11 protein-coding genes, 1 rRNA gene and 3 pseudogenes are annotated in these 15,426 nt (G+C 49.5%); 12 read left to right on the forward strand and 3 right to left on the reverse strand.

Annotated features, from left to right (window positions below; all coding sequences use genetic code 11):
* The first annotated feature begins 141 nt into the window (after positions 1–141).
* From tagH to IO95_RS12380, 8 genes are all read left to right on the forward strand, one after another.
* Positions 142–1,908, forward strand: coding sequence for a type VI secretion system-associated FHA domain protein TagH (tagH, locus tag IO95_RS12345; protein WP_235186766.1), 1,767 nt, complete (start codon positions 142–144; stop codon positions 1,906–1,908).
* Positions 1,905–2,711 (forward strand): PP2C family serine/threonine-protein phosphatase, encoded by an 807-nt coding sequence (locus IO95_RS12350; protein ID WP_081878559.1) that lies wholly within the window; start codon positions 1,905–1,907, stop codon positions 2,709–2,711. The genes tagH and IO95_RS12350 overlap by 4 nt, the downstream gene beginning before the upstream one ends.
* A complete protein-coding gene (locus tag IO95_RS12355) occupies positions 2,708–3,520 on the forward strand; it encodes a type VI secretion system accessory protein TagJ (RefSeq protein ID WP_023489722.1) in 813 nt (270 codons plus the stop codon). Before IO95_RS12350 ends, IO95_RS12355 begins: the two co-directional genes overlap by 4 nt.
* A gap of 2 nt (positions 3,521–3,522) precedes the next feature.
* On the forward strand, positions 3,523–4,080 hold the full coding sequence (gene tssE, locus IO95_RS12360; RefSeq protein WP_051791229.1) for a type VI secretion system baseplate subunit TssE: 558 nt from the start codon (positions 3,523–3,525) through the stop codon (positions 4,078–4,080).
* A 4-nt stretch (positions 4,081–4,084) separates the two neighbouring features.
* A complete protein-coding gene (gene tssF, locus IO95_RS12365; RefSeq protein ID WP_023489720.1) occupies positions 4,085–5,968 on the forward strand; it encodes a type VI secretion system baseplate subunit TssF in 1,884 nt (627 codons plus the stop codon).
* The gene (tssG, locus tag IO95_RS12370) at positions 5,965–6,984 is read left to right on the forward strand and encodes a type VI secretion system baseplate subunit TssG (protein ID WP_023489719.1); all 1,020 of its coding nucleotides are present in this window, start codon (positions 5,965–5,967) and stop codon (positions 6,982–6,984) included. Before tssF ends, tssG begins: the two co-directional genes overlap by 4 nt.
* Positions 6,985–7,280: 296 nt before the next feature.
* Positions 7,281–9,914: a type VI secretion system ATPase TssH gene (tssH, locus tag IO95_RS12375; protein WP_023489718.1), complete on the forward strand. Its 2,634-nt coding sequence runs from the start codon at positions 7,281–7,283 to the stop codon at positions 9,912–9,914.
* Between the two features lie 24 nt (positions 9,915–9,938).
* Positions 9,939–10,859: a serine/threonine-protein kinase gene (locus IO95_RS12380; RefSeq protein ID WP_023489717.1), complete on the forward strand. Its 921-nt coding sequence runs from the start codon at positions 9,939–9,941 to the stop codon at positions 10,857–10,859.
* Positions 10,860–10,939: 80 nt separating this feature from the next.
* Here the strand turns inward: IO95_RS12380 and IO95_RS25195 are convergent, their stop codons facing one another.
* Positions 10,940–11,119 carry a hypothetical protein gene (locus IO95_RS25195; RefSeq protein ID WP_023489716.1) on the reverse strand — a complete coding sequence of 60 codons (180 nt, stop codon included), beginning with the start codon at positions 11,117–11,119 and terminating at the stop codon, positions 10,940–10,942.
* Positions 11,120–12,022: 903 nt separating this feature from the next.
* Between IO95_RS25195 and IO95_RS24115 the strand changes: the two are divergent.
* Positions 12,023–12,283: pseudogene (locus IO95_RS24115) on the forward strand (IS1-like element transposase); the annotation flags it as partial.
* Positions 12,284–12,609: 326 nt separating this feature from the next.
* Here the strand turns inward: IO95_RS24115 and IO95_RS25205 are convergent.
* Positions 12,610–12,720, reverse strand: a pseudogene (locus IO95_RS25205) (IS982 family transposase); the annotation flags it as partial.
* Positions 12,721–12,985: 265 nt separating this feature from the next.
* Between IO95_RS25205 and IO95_RS24770 the strand changes: the two are divergent.
* A pseudogene (locus tag IO95_RS24770) lies at positions 12,986–13,354 on the forward strand (Sua5/YciO/YrdC/YwlC family protein); the annotation flags it as partial.
* Positions 13,355–13,365: 11 nt separating this feature from the next.
* Entirely contained in the window at positions 13,366–14,184 is an 819-nt protein-coding gene (gene aroE / locus IO95_RS12395; protein WP_037385543.1) for a shikimate dehydrogenase, read from the forward strand.
* A 35-nt stretch (positions 14,185–14,219) separates the two neighbouring features.
* On the opposite strand, the gene IO95_RS12400 is transcribed toward aroE, so the two are convergent.
* Positions 14,220–14,762, reverse strand: a complete 543-nt coding sequence (locus tag IO95_RS12400) for a gamma carbonic anhydrase family protein (RefSeq protein WP_023491267.1) — start codon at positions 14,760–14,762, stop codon at positions 14,220–14,222.
* A gap of 499 nt (positions 14,763–15,261) precedes the next feature.
* Here IO95_RS12400 and IO95_RS12405 point away from each other — a divergent pair.
* Positions 15,262–15,426 (forward strand): 16S ribosomal RNA (locus IO95_RS12405); the annotation flags it as partial.

Below are 15,426 nucleotides of genomic sequence, written 5' to 3' on the forward strand. Positions count from 1 at the left end.
GCGCAGGTATATTTTTCGATACGCATTACCCACGTGTCATATATGAGTCAAATCAATTTAACACGTGGGTAATTTCTGTAGCCCGGTGAATGATTAAGTTTCAGGCAAACATCAATGGAAAGAGCATCTATGCGGTTAATAATGATCAAAAATAGGGACAACGAGAGGTTACCCCAGAGTTACTGTGATTTTAAGGCTCCTGGTGGAACTATCGGGCGTGGGACGGACAACACGCTGATCCTGCCGGACAAAACCCGAGCGATTTCCCGTTTGCAGGCTATCGTGCATATCTCTCCCACTGGGGAACCATCAGTGACACACAGAGGAAGCACTACACCATTACTCTTAAATGGCAACGAACTGCCACATAGCGTTCAGAATCCTTTAGTAGAAGGCGACATACTAGACATCGGTGGTTATCGATTCAGTGTGAGCCTGCAAGAGGCATCCGCTATACCGGCTCCGATGCTTGAGCCGGATATTGCCGCTTCATCGGCTTATGGTATTCATGAGACTATATGGGATGAGTTGGAGGCCGAGTTTCGGTGGGTTCCGCCACACCGCAATGCCAGCAAGCGCGACGATCCCGATCATCCGTTACTTGCCAATGGCCCAGACCGCCACACAACGAAAGATCCTCTTGCCATGCCACAGGAGACCGAACTGGCCTCTTTGCAAACTGTAACCACCGATCCCGATCGCCTGTTCACACAGGATGAACCTTTCTCACAGCCGACCATTATGAAAGACACCACGCCAAGCGTACTGTTTATTCATCCAGAGCTTGCAACCAAAAGTGACAAGCAAACTACAGAACACCCGCCGTTAACTACGGCTACGGAAAAATCCGCGATTCTTTTCGGCCATGAAGAAGATGAGCTATTCACTACGTGGGCACCGAATACCGATGCGGTGAGTGAAGATGATCCGATCAGTCTGTTTATCAGTAACGCAGTCCCTCTCACCACGGCGACGGATGACCTTGCAACATTGGTTAACGAGCTTCCGTCATGGTTGTGCGAACCCGAACCGCAGAAAGCAGTAAGTTTACCAGCGGAAAAACTCACCGAACAAACGCCCCCACCTAGTCCACAGGAAGTGACCCGATGGCAAGAACAACTCAATGCTCCGGAAATCTCTTCTTGTTTCGACAATGCACTATTCCAACCAGTGCCCCCGGAACACAGCGCAGAGCACGCTGATGAAATAGTACCACCACGCTCAAGGATGGGAATCGAACCGGTCAGACATCAGTCATTTAAACCGCTCAAATCCACTTCAAAGGAGCAATTGCATGGCGAGTTGTTCAGCGCATTTGTTAACGGGCTGGGTTTGGATGACGCCCCGGTAGCCCCTGACTTTTCACCTGAGCAACTCTATCTGGCAGGCAGGCTGCTTAGTCTGTTCTCCCAGGGAACGGTCGCGCTGCTTTCATCACGCAACATACTCAAACGGGGTCTGAAAGCGGAAATGACCATGATTCTTGAGGAGGAGAATAATCCTTTCAAGATGCTGCCATCGGGTAAGACCGTGCTGATGCAGATTTTTAGCACCCCAATGCCCGGCTTCACCCCCCCGGAAAACGCCGTGCGCGATGCCATGCTCGATCTACAAGCCCACCAGTTAGGTATGATCGCTGGGGTGCGCGCCATCATTGCCGCTATGCTACAAACATTCCATCCCGATACGCTGGAAAAAAAGGCACTGGAATCGGGGAATGCTATCAGTAAGGGACTGTTTGGAATGAACCGTAAAGCAATCCTGTGGGAGATGCTGAAACGCCAATACCAGCAGGTCGCTAATGAAGTTGATGACGACTTCCATACGCTGTTCGGTGAAGCCTTTCTTCATGCCTATGACCTTGAGATCAGTCAATACAAGGCTTCACAGAACCGCAAGGGCTCATGATGAAAATAACCACTTTTACCTGCTCGCATCAGGGTAGTCGCCCACAGAATCAGGATAAGACCGCCCAATATCTTGGCGAGCATTCGGCCTGTTTCGTGTTATGTGATGGCGTCGCAGGCAATGACGGTGGTCATCAGGCTGCCACTCTGGCCTGTCAGTTTCTGATGGAGCACGCCAACGAGGGATCCCCCTGCTCGTCTGATGCTGTTCCATTGCTGATAGCACGACTCCAGCAAGTTATCGAACAGGCGCAACAGCAGGATCAAACCTGTAGCCATATGCGAACCACACTGGTGGCACTATTCATCGATCGCCATACGCAGCAGGCACACTGGGTTCATACCGGAGACAGTCGGCTTTATCTGTTTAGAAACGGTTATCTTTGCCAGGCTACGTCCGATCACAGTTTGGCGCAAAAAATGAAAGAGGCGGGGTATCACATTGGCACTATCCCCGACAACCTGCTTTACACTGCGCTGGGCAATGTTGAACAGCAAGAGGTTGCCTATAGTCCGGTATTATCTCTTGCTGACGGGGATGCATTTTTATTGTGTAGTGACGGCTTCTGGCAGCGCTATAACCTGGCGCTGTTGGAATACACGTTGCGTCTGGCTCAAACGCCTGAAGAGTGGCTGATGCTGATCGAAGAACTGTCTCAACCGCTGACACAGCAGGATAACTACAGCGCCATTGCCATATGGGTAGGTTCCCCGCAGGAGTCCACGCTGTTACAGATGCTCCCATTGGATGAAAAAGTCATCTGCCAGTCTTCAATACCCAGCCAACCCGGAGATAAACCTTGAAATCATTACTCACAGTACTGAAAGGCCGTCCGTTATCCAGCGCCTTGGCAGAAGCCGAATCGCAGGTCAAAGCATCGCCCAACGATGCGGACAAGAGAGCCAGTTGGGTGCAATTGCTTTTACTGTACGGTGCTTGGCCACGTGCTCAGGCACAATTAAAGGCCTGGCAGGCATTGGCTCCAATAGCCCGTCCCACCACGCAGCAGCTATCCGAGGCCGTTACGGCAGAAATAGAGCGTGAACAGGTACTGCGTGGAGAAATTGCACCCGCTTTTCTTAACACTCCGACCGAATGGCAATCAGCATTAGCCAAAGCATTGCTGATGCCCGCAGACAAGGCCAGCGAGTTACGTGCTCTCGCCTATCAACAGGCAGAGGAGATTGCAGGCAGTCTGACGGTCAGCGGCCAAGATGAACAACAACTGATCGTTGATTTTAGTTGGCTAGCCGATGCCGATAGCCGTCTGGGGCCAATATGTGAGCTGTTTGTCGATCATCACTACTATTGGGTCCCTTTCCAGGATATTGAGTCCATCAATTTCCAGCCACCGCAAAACACGGTTCATCTGATTTGGGCACATGCCATGGTTAAGTGGCGAAGCGGGCAGCAGCAGGTCTGTCAGATTCCTGCACGCTATCCGTTGTCAGAAAACAGCAGCGATAGTCATCGTCTGGGTCACCGCACTGACTGGTATCCACTGAACGAGGAAGGCCATTATGCCGGACAGGGGCAAAAATCCTGGCTGACGGACAATGACGAGTATGCCCTGCTAACGGTGCGCCAGGTCCAGTTCGTTACGGGTGAATAGCGATGACAAAACCGATGAGCACTCCTGATAGATCTACACAGATTGGCCGGAAAATAAGTGCGGGCGTCTCCTCACGCGGCAGAATGCTACCTACGTTATTTGATCGGTTAACGGATTTAGAACCCAAACAGAAGCGAGAAACAGACAGGAACCAAAGTATTTCGCACAGCCTGTTGAGAAAGACGATCCTGCGCGACTTGCAATGGTTATTTAACTGCACTAACAACGAATCACTGATTGATTTATGGGCGTTTCCCGAGGTTCGACGTTCTACGCTGAATTACGGGATTACTGCCCTGGCAGGGAAAAGAATGTCAGAAATCGAGTGGCCCGATATCGAAAGAAACCTAATTCAGGCCATCCTGAATTTTGAACCACGCATTATCCCAGAGAAATTGACGCTGCTGTGTATTTCCGGTCGGGACGATCTGGATGTGCACAATATCTTGTCGATAGAGATCCGTGGGCTTTTGTGGTGCACCCCTCATCCGCTGGAATTTTGTTTTCGTTCCGACATCGACCTGGAAAATGGTTATTTCAACCTCAAGGACATAGGGTGAATTGATGGAGAGCAAGCTGCTTGAGTATTACAACCGTGAGTTGGTTTATCTGCGTGAAATGGGGGCAGATTTTGCCGAGCGCTATCCCAAAGTGGCTGGACGTCTGGGGATGCAAGGGATTGAAGTCAACGATCCTTATGTGGAGCGCCTACTTGAGGGTTTCGCCTTTCTGACTTCGCGGATCCAGTTGAAAATGGATGCGGAATTTCCCCGTTTTTCACAGCGGGTGCTGGAGGTGATTTATCCCAACTATCTTGCGCCAATCCCTTCAATGGCAATAGCAGAACTGCATCCAGATGGCCGAAAAGGCAATATCAACACCGGATTTTTGGTGCCGAGAGGCACAATGATGACCAGTGACTCTTTCAAAAAGAGCGGCATTACCTGCAAATACCGCACCGCTCATGATGTGATGCTCTATCCGCTCAGTATCAGCCAGGTTTCGCTGGGTGCAGCGCCCGGTGATATTGCCAACGTTGCCGGGATTGACCGTGACGCCTGCCAAAGCGCGCTGCGTATTCGTCTGCGGCTTGATGATAATGTCACCCTGGATAACTTGCGCCTCGATAAGTTGACCTTCTACCTTAGCGGGCCAGATATAGAAGCGATGCAACTGCTGGAGCTGGTGATGCAACATACCACCGGTATCCTTTGCCAATCAACGTACAATCCTCGGCAATGGCAGTATCTGTCCAAAGAACAGCTCAACCATGAGGGGTTTGAAGCCGATCAGGCGCTGTTACCTAACGATCTCCGCAACTTTGACGGTTATCGCCTGTTACAGGAGTATTTCGCCTTTCCCGCCCGCTTTCGATTTATCAGTATTTCTGGCCTGACGCCACTGTTCAGCATGTTTCCAACGCAAAGTAGCCACGCAAAAGAGTTCGAGATCGTTTTATTGCTCGATAAGGCGCTACCCGCGCTGGCCAAACGGATAGACACCAGCCACTTATCGTTGCACTGCACACCTGTAGTCAATCTGTTCCCCAAAGTGGCCGAGCGAATTACGCTGAACAACAAAACCAACGAATATCATCTAGTGGTCGATAATATTCAACCGCTGGATTACGAAGTTTTTTCTGTACAGCGGTTATGGGGAACGCCAGAAAACAACCAGTACGAACAGGAGTTCCGGCCATTTTATTGTACTCAGGGACGTGACGGGCAAAACTACGGCGCCTACTTTTCCCTGCGCCGTTCGCCACGTCCCCTCTCCGCTAAAAGCAAGCGACACGGTACGCGCAGCACTTATCTTGGATCGGAGGTTTTCCTGTCTCTGGTCGATGCTAACCATACGCCCTGGCGCAACGATCTGGAATACTTCACGGCGGAGGTTTTAGTCACCAACCGTGATTTGCCATTGTTACTGCAAAAACAGGAATTGCTTTCCTTCATCGTTTCCGACTCAATTCCCTTGCGACAGGTCACTTTAAGAACGCCACCATCTCTACCCCGCGAGGCATTAGCGGAAGGTCGCCTCTCGTGGGGATTGATCAGCCAGTTACAACTGGATTATGTCAGCTTGATGGAAGGAGATGAAGCGCAGAGTACTCGTATGTTAAGGGAGTTGCTGACGCTGTATGCCAAACTCGAAGAGCCGCAGGTAATAAAGGAGATTAATGGGGTGCAACATTGTCGTTTGACTCCAACCTATCAACGATCGCCTTTCCCCGGCCCCATCGTGTTTTCACGCGGTATTGCCATTGGTCTGACCGTCGATGAACAGGCGTTTTCTGGCGGTACCCCCTACCTGTTTGGCTGCGTACTGGAACGGTTATTCAGCCGCATCGTCACCATGAACTCGTTTGTCACGACCTCCCTGAGTACGCCTCAACGCGGGAAAATTGCCCAGTGGCCGCCGCGGATCGGCAGGAGAACCTTGATATGAGCGCCAAGATGCCACGCCTGCGCGACGACTTCTGGACTTCACTTACCGAGCAGCCTTATGAGCATGATCTGTTTCAGATCCTCAGGCTGCTTGATGCGCAAGGCGGCTTCGAATGGCCTCTTGGCCGGGCACCTCATCCCTATCAGGAGCCCATCCGCCTTGGTCAGCAACCCTCGCTATCGTTTGCTCCCGCTACGCTGGCCAGTGCCGGGCCTGCGGATAACGATGCGTTGTACCACTTGATGATATACAGCTTTGGTCTGTTCGGCCCAAATGGCCCACTACCGCTGCATTTTACCGAATATGTTCGGGAGCGTTATCTGCACCATCAGGATCGCACACTGCTCGACTTTCTCAATCTGTTTCATCATCGCCTGATCCTGCTGTTCTATCGTGCATGGGCCAATAGTCAGCCCACCGTATCGCTTGACCGTGAAGACGATCAGGCCTTCACCCGTTATATTTCTAGCCTTACCGGGATGGGGGGGAAGGCACTGTATGCCCGTGACAACCTACCTACTCATGCTAAATACTTTATGGCTGGGCACTTGGTGCGTCAGAGACGCAATAGTGAAGGATTGGCGAAGATCCTCCGTCATTACTTTCAGATTCCTGTGCGTATCCTTGAGAATATTCCCGTCTGGCTGGCTATTGCACCGCACCAGCAGACACGCTTGAGCAGTGGGCAGTCTCCACGCTTGGGGCGAGAGGCTTTCCTCGGTCAAATGGTAAGAGATGTGCAGCATAAATTCCGTATTGAATTGGGGCCGATGTCCGATCGGGAATACCGGAGTTTTTTGCCCGGTCAACCGCAGGCACTCGCACTGCGCGACTGGGTGCGGCAATACCTTGGTATTGAGTATATCTGGGATGTGCGTTTGATCTTGCACAAGAAAGAAGTGAGCAGAGCGACGCTAGGGGGAAAGCAACCTCTGGGACTACGCTGTTGGTTGCGAGATGCTGACCAGGACGGTGATGTCAACGAACTGATTTTTTCACCAGAACCTATATCCTAGCTCAATGAAGTTGCAGGTACGCGGTAAACAAGAGAATCCCGATGAACTTACATCGGTCAGTGATTCGGGTGGACGACAAATCCACCAGACGTGGATTTGAACGTGACATGCAGTGGCCCCGATAGGGGCCAGCCTCATGAATTAGGCGAGTAACTGTCGCCAACACCGCTGCAGCTTCATGGGTGACGGGTATCATCAACTATGTGACTAGGGTGAGCGAAAGCAGCCGACAACCCTGCAGTTTGATCGACGACAGGTATAAACAGTAAATTAAAGTAGACTACTAAAGGATTATCATGAGTGAAATCAGCCGTGCGGTTCTGTTTGGAAAATTGAATGGTCAGTTGCTGGAAAGCTTAGAAAATGCCACTGCCTTTTGCAAACTCAGGGGCAACCCCTATGTTGAGTTAGCGCACTGGATACATCAGTTAATGCAGTACCCTGAAGGGGATTGGCAGCGGATTATCCACTACTTCGATATTGATGCCGGAAAGTTGAGCAAAGACATCATCGCGGCGATCGACCGTCTGCCCCGTGGTGCCAGTTCGATCTCGGATCTGTCAGAACACATCGATAATTCCGTCGAGCGTTCTTGGATCTTCTGTTCACTGACGTTGGGTAGTCAACAGATCCGTGGCGGTCACCTGTTGCTTGGGCTGTTAAAGACCACCAACTTGCATCATCAATTGTTGGCTATCTCCCCATGCTTCTCGCTGATTAATAGTGAAATCCTGTTACAGCAGTTTGAGCTGATCCTCACCGGCTCTTCCGAAGCGGATAAAACGCCCTTGCCATCAGGTACCACACTAGCGCCAGGTTCAGGAAAAAACGTTCTGGAACAGTACGGTAATAATCTGACGGAAAAAGCGCGCCGCAATGAACTGGATCCCGTCATTGGACGTGATGAAGAGATCCGTCAACTGATTGATATCCTGATGCGTAGGCGCCAGAACAACCCCTTGTTGACAGGAGAAGCGGGCGTGGGCAAAACGGCGGTCGTGGAAGGGCTGGCGGCACGTATCGCCGCCGGCGAGGTACCGCCCAAATTACGCGATGTAACATTGTATTTATTGGATATGGGAATGCTACAGGCTGGAGCTGGGGCCAAAGGGGAGTTTGAACAGCGCTTACGTGCGGTGATCGACGAAGTACAATCCAGCCCCTCACCGATTATTCTCTTTATCGATGAGATCCATACGCTGATCGGTGCGGGCGGTACGCAGGGAACCGGTGACGCAGCCAACTTGATGAAACCCGCGTTGGCACGCGGTCAATTGCGTACCATTGGCGCGACTACCTGGTCCGAATATAAAAAATACATCGAAAAAGACCCAGCCTTGACTCGACGCTTCCAGGTAGTGAAAGTGCTTGAGCCTGATGAAAAGAAAGCAGTCAACATGTTACGGCATCTCCGGCCAACCCTCGAACGACATCATCAGGTCATTGTACTGGATGAATCAGTTGAGGCCGCCGTGCGTCTTTCTCATCGTTATATTCCTGATCGCCAGTTACCGGACAAAGCGATAAGCCTGATGGATACCGCCTGTGCCAGATGCGCCGTCAGTCAGCATGCTGAACCCGCCCAAGTTGAAGACTGCCGCCGCCATATTGAAGCGCTTGAAACAGAGTGGGTGATCGCCAGCCGCGATGCACGCATCGCGGCTGGCGACGCAGAACGCCCCAATCAGTTGAAAGAACAGATTGAACAGGCACGGCAACAGTTGGACACACTGAGTTCACGCTGGAAAAACGAGTTAGAGCTGGTAAACGAAATCATTGAATTACGTGCCAGGCTCTACGATACCGATGGATCGGCAGATGAAAACCAACAATATGATGCAGCCGCGCTACACGTACAACTTGCCGAGTTACAGCAGCAGTTAGCTGAACTGCAAGCGTGTGATCCATTAATCTTCCCTACGGTAGATGCCAACATTATCGCCGCAGTAATTGCTGACTGGACCGGTATTCCTTTAGGCCGGATGATGAAAAGTGAAATTGAGTCAGTTTTGGGATTGGCGGAGACACTTAATCAGCGGGTGATTGGGCAAAAACACGGCCTGGAGGCGATAGCCAGCCGTCTGATTACCTCACGCGCCAGCCTGGACGATCCGAACAAGCCGATTGGCGTCTTTATGCTCTGCGGCCCTTCCGGCGTAGGGAAAACCGAAACGGCTCACGCCCTGGCAGAGAGTTTCTATGGTGGGGAACGCCATGTCATCACCATCAATATGAGTGAGTTTCAGGAGTCTCATACCGTTTCCACATTAAAAGGAGCGCCTCCGGGTTATGTAGGCTATGGAGAGGGAGGTATTCTTACCGAGGCGGTCCGTCGTCGCCCCTATAGTGTCATTCTGCTCGACGAGGTTGAGAAGGCTCACTCTGACGTTCACGAAATCTTCTACCAGGTATTTGATAAAGGTTGGATGGAAGATGGTGAAGGACTACGCATTGACTTTCGTAACACCATCATCATCCTCACCTCGAACGTTGGCAGTGAAGTAGTAAGCGCTCTTTGTTCCGATCCTGCATTGTTGCCGGATCCCGAACAGTTAACGGTTGCACTGCGCGAACCCTTGCTCCGGGCCTTCCCGGCTGCATTGCTTGGTCGGTTGATGGTGGTCCCTTATTACCCGCTCAACGACGAAGTTCTGGCGGATATCGTCAAGCTACGGCTGGAACGAATCCGCCAGCGCCTGCTAGAAAACCACAATATGACTTGCTCTTTTGATGACCGGGTAGTCCAACAGATTGTTAGCCGTTGTACGGATGTAGAGTCTGGAGGCCGTCTGGTCGATACCATTTTGACCAATACACTGTTGCCCCAGATCAGTCATTACTTGCTGACCGCCAGCACAGAATTACGTCAATATCACCATCTGCATATCGATTATGTAGACAAAAATTTTGACTATGATTTTCAGGTGTAGAATGCCTTGATAAAACAATGTAATATGGCAAAAACGCTGACGCCCGGACGCCATGCCCAGGCGCTTAATCCGGGGTACCATCTGGCTCGATTGGAGATCCAACAGGCGATCGGTGAAGGCGGGTTTAGTATTGTGTACCAGGCTTTCGACCATGGTCGAAAGCACCCTGTGGCCGTTAAAGAATATTTTCCTGTTTCGATAGCCACCAGAAAACCTAATGGGGAAGTCATTCCCCATGATGACTGCTTCTTGCCAACATTCAACGCAGGGCGAACCTACTTCCGCCAGGAGGCTAGGATACTCGACGTTATTACTCATCCTTGTGTGCCACAATTGTTTGATTTCTGGCAAGAGAATAATACCGCCTATATCAGTACCTCACTTTATCGCGGCAACACTTTGAAAAAATGCCATAGAGAGACACCAGATTTAGCTACCCAATCTTGGCTAATGACATTACTCACTTCGTTGCTAAATACAGTGTACATGATCCATCAGCAAGGTTGTCTCCATCTGGATATTTCATGGGACAACATCCAAATCCAGGACGGCGCTTCCCCTATTTTGCTGGACTTTGGTTCTGCCTGTTTCACAAATAATCATAGCCCTAACAGACCCAATTTGATGTTGAAACCGGGTTTTTCACCACCTGAACTTTATTACCGTGCAGAGAGAGAGGCTATCGGCCCCTGGTGCGATATTTATTCGATTGGCGCCCTGATTTATGGGTTAATCACCGGAACACTGCCGCCAGTAAGTTTGACTCGCTGTATCGAAGACCGTTACCAACCTTTATCGGAGCAACGACCAAATGGCTATTCCTATCAGTTTCTCCGGGCTATCGACCAGGCATTAGCGGTCAGTTATGTAAACCGACCACAGACACTGGCCACCTTTGCCCAACAACTTGATATAAAACTATCCTCAAGTGACCTCAATGGGTAATGTGTTGGCTTTCCTGCAATTCGAATTATTTTGGGCCCCGATTTTTCAATGGAGTCCATTTCTCCCATGATAAATAGACATTAAGCCAGCACTACCGTCAGATGGCCCCCAAAACTGCCGGTCCCTTTGATATCAAGTACCAGGTCAGTCGTGGTGGATAAATCCGGCCCGGACATTTTTTTATCCGCTCTCAGGGTGGTGGCCTTGACTGGTTTACGGTGATGAAGAGCGTCAACGTAAAAGGGGAATCGGTGCTTCACTGACTAAAATCCCTGTGCTGATTAACCTGAGATCTGGTAGGCCGTCGTTAATATCATCATTTCTGAATGGTTCAGCTTGATTGATAGTTTATCTTCTTCAATTTTTTATTCAGAGCTCAGGTTATATAACCAAAAAATGCGGCTCTTTAAGTACAAGAAAATATTTTTCGTGATCTTTCACTAAGTTTTCTACTTGTATTTCATGGAAAATGAGATGAAAGCATCCCATCTTTGAATATGGGAGAAATAAGTCAGTTGAATATACCCAAAATATTTTGAGTTATTTGTAGGCGGTAAGTCTGAGAGTCGCTAGGAGCATAGTCCACTATGTGACTAGGGTGACAGAGCGCAGCTAACACCCAAGCAGTTTTAAGTAAGAAGGGTATATATCTACAGACTTACGGTAGCGCAATATATCCACGTGGGGAACCCTGTTTATCCATGGGGCGCATGCGGCGAGTCTGGTGGCAAAAGCGTCAGGGCAGTGGATAATGTCCTTCAACCAGCCTGGTCATAGTGGTAATGGCCAATAAGCTGGCAAGAACGGTTATGGGCGATATCCGCCCATAACCGTGAATATGAAAAAAACACGTCAGTGCCAGGCCGTATTGATGTCTGGTGCAGATAAACATCAACACTAATAAAAGGGTGAATGCAGAAAAGTTGCTTGGGTAATCGAAGTGATGACAATGACAGATATAAGACCGTGACTTGCTAAAGCAGAATAAGCTCATGGGTATAAAGTCCGTTTGGAGAATAAGGTGTGAGTCAGCAGCTCTCATCGTAGTCGGCAGCGTTGCCTGCAATGTTGCCTGCAATAAAGTCGGATACCGAGCTGTAACATCTCGTCAATGTCAAAACAACGAAAGCCTTGCAAACTGGGATGTGTTCATACAGCTTCTAATGGCTATTATTGATGTTGTTTGTCCTCACTGTTTTTCTTCAGCGCAGGTTGTACGTAATGGTTATACTCGTGGTCGGCATCAGCGATATTTATGCCGCCGGTGTGACAAAACTTTCCAGCTTAGTTTTGTGCAGAAAGCTTCGGTACCGGGGAGTCATCAACAGATTATCGATATGGCGATGAATGGCGTAGGTTGTCGTGCGACGGCACGTATCATGGGGATAAGTCTAAATACTGTCCTCAGACATTTAAAAAATTCGATTCCTTCAAATATTAAGTCGAGCCTGGAGGGCTGTATCAGCACTGACAGGGATGAAAGCTAACTCTTTGTGTTGTCGTCAGCTATAGAGTATATCCCTATGATATTTCAAGCCGCTTGAAACTCTTGTTGCGTCCGAGATACCCGGGATAATCGCACTAAGGGGCGCTTTGGCGGCTCAGGCCCACTACGACTCTCCAGCACGCTTTCCCAAATAACTTGCGTATTCCGCTCTGTTCGATCACGGATTGGCATCGAAGTTCGATCAGTGTTTCGCATCCATTCGAACAATTGGGATGCTTTAACTCTTTTACTGCTTTTCAACCTCTTTTTTCCTCGCTTTTCACTGCCATTTTCCAGGCACTGCAGCTCCCATAATGGGATAAAGAGCTGGCAAAAATCATCGACATCACAGAAAAGTTCTACTAATTTGTTCATTCCTGTTTCCCACTCAATTGATCCGTTTGTTTTTTTATCAAAAGTTCGGTTCTGGGAACAGGCACTTAGTTCAATTTTTTATCCAGAGCTCAGGTTAAATAATTCGAGTTGCAGGAAGGCGGCGACGCAGAGAATCCCCAGGAGCTTACACTGATAAGTGACTGGGGTGAGCGACAAATCCGCCGCTTGCGGCGGCCCCGGAGGGGCGAGGGCCATGGATGGACCTCGTAATAAAGCCAACACATGCAACTTGAAGTATAACGAGTATATTAATGACAACGTGTTGAGTAAGCGGCAGCGTGCCATGATGTTTGTCAGTTGGCCAGGCCCAGTGACCTGAGTGATCCCGGCAAAACAACAAACCTTACGCCTCCTTACTGGGACTGGGCGATTTGATTCACTGGCGGTTCGTGTTAGCGCACATCCGTTGGTGTAACAGCTTTATCGTCAGTTTGGTAAGCCTTTGGTCTCAATCAGTGCAAACATAAGTGGTAAGCCGCCGTGTCGCACGGTTATAGAAGTGAGGCAGCAGTTTGGTGACTCTTTTCCGGTATTGGCGGGTGATGTAGGTGGTCGGTTGAACCCTTCTGAAATTCGAGATGCTCTGACGGGTAAACAGCTCCGTCAGGGCTAGAGGCTATTTGTATGGAAAAGTTTGCGGTATTAGGTAATCCGATTGCTCATAGTAAATCTCCTCGCATTCATGCACTTTTTGCTGAGCAAACAGGGATCGAACACCCTTATGGTAAAGTATTGGTTCCGCTTGAGGATTTTGAACGGATGCTACAGCAGTTTATTGCTGCTGGTGGCCAGGGAGCCAATGTCACCGTACCTTTTAAAGAACAAGCTTATAAAGTGGCGACTGAACTCAGTGAAAGAGCGACCGTGGCAGGGGCGGTTAATACACTCAAGGTATTACCTGGTGGTCAATTGTTGGGGGATAATACTGATGGTATTGGTTTGCTGTCAGATCTTGAGCGGCAGCAATTGATCCAGCCTAGTGATCGTGTGCTGCTGGTTGGGGCAGGGGGCGCGGCAAGAGGCGTTATGTTGCCGTTACTCGCTTTTGGTTGCCAGGTTGTACTCACTAATCGTACTTTTAGTCGTGCACAGGAATTGATGAAAGAGTTCCAACATCTGGGGGCGGTTAGCGCACTGTCTATGGATCAGCTAGAACAACAGCATGTTGACCTGGTTATTAACGCGACTGCATCAGGGATTAATGGTGAGATCCCCGCTTTACCAGAAAGTATGGTGAAGAGTACTACCCGATGTTATGACATGTTCTACCAACATGGGAGCACGCCATTTCTGGCCTGGGTTCAGCAATTGGGTGTTCAGCAGTATGCGGATGGTTTGGGTATGTTGGTAGGGCAAGCTGCACATGCTTTCTTTTTGTGGCACGGTGTTATGCCGGAGATAGAGCCAGTGTTGAAGCAATTGCGTAAAGAATTGGCGATGTGAGTATGGCCCCGCAGTGATAAGCGGGGCGATGACAATCAGCTATTTTCGGCAAGGTATTCATTCTTCCAGCGAACATAATTATTGGCGGAGTAGAGCAATCCTTCCAATTCCGCTGGCGTTAATTTCCTTACCTGGCGTGCTGGGCTGCCTACATATAGGTAGCCACTCTCAAGGCGATTTCCCGAAGTGACCATACTACCTGCGCCTATCATCACGTCATCTTCTATTATTGCGCCGTCGAGCAAGATTGCGCCCATTCCCACCAGCACGCGGTTACCAATGTTACAACCGTGCAGTATCGCTTTGTGTCCTACGGTGACATTCTCACCAATCAGTAGGGGATACCCAGCGGGATTATGGGTGGACTGATGGGTAACATGTAGCACACAGCCATCCTGGATATTACTACGAGCACCAATTCTCACTGCATTAACATCGCCGCGAATAGCAACCAAGGGCCAGATGCTAACATCATCAGCGAGTTCAACGTTACCGATCACCACGCTGGAAGGATCGATCATGACTCGCTGACCAATGTTAGGGGTGTAATGAAGATAAGCACGTACAGCATTGGTCATGTTAAGGCCTCGCATCAGGTTCGGAATTACTGGAAATACTAGACTTTGGTAGTGAAATTACAACAAGCTTGCAACATTAACGGTGGGAAAACAGCGTCTTTCGGGTAAGAATCACGCGAAATGACGTAAAAACGCGCATTCGAAAAAAAAGATCTAAAAACAGGTTGTGGAAAAAACGAAGATCCCTATAATGCGCCTCCATCGACACGAAAACTTGTGAACAGGTTCACAGAGTTAACGTGATATTCAAAGAATAACTTGAGCAATCAGGCCTCTTTGAGATGAGGGAGCGTAACATGCGCCACCTCGAGTTGACGGGCGAAAGCCAGTAACTCACTGCTCTTTAACAATTTATCAGACAATCTGTGTGGGCACTCACAAAGACGATATCCAGTTGCTTCGGCAACAAAAAAATATCAAGTCTTAAAGAGTGACTCATGTAAGTAAAATTCATGCAGTAATCTTTGAGCATCGCTATTAACTTAGCAAATCAAGCTTTTAATTGAAGAGTTTGATCATGGCTCAGATTGAACGCTGGCGGCAGGCTTAACACATGCAAGTCGAGCGGTAGCACAGGGGAGCTTGCTCCTTGGGTGACGAGCGGCGGACGGGTGAGTAATGTCTGGGAAACTGCCTGATGGAGGGGGATAACTACTGGAAACGG

This window comes from Serratia sp. DD3, from assembly GCF_000496755.2.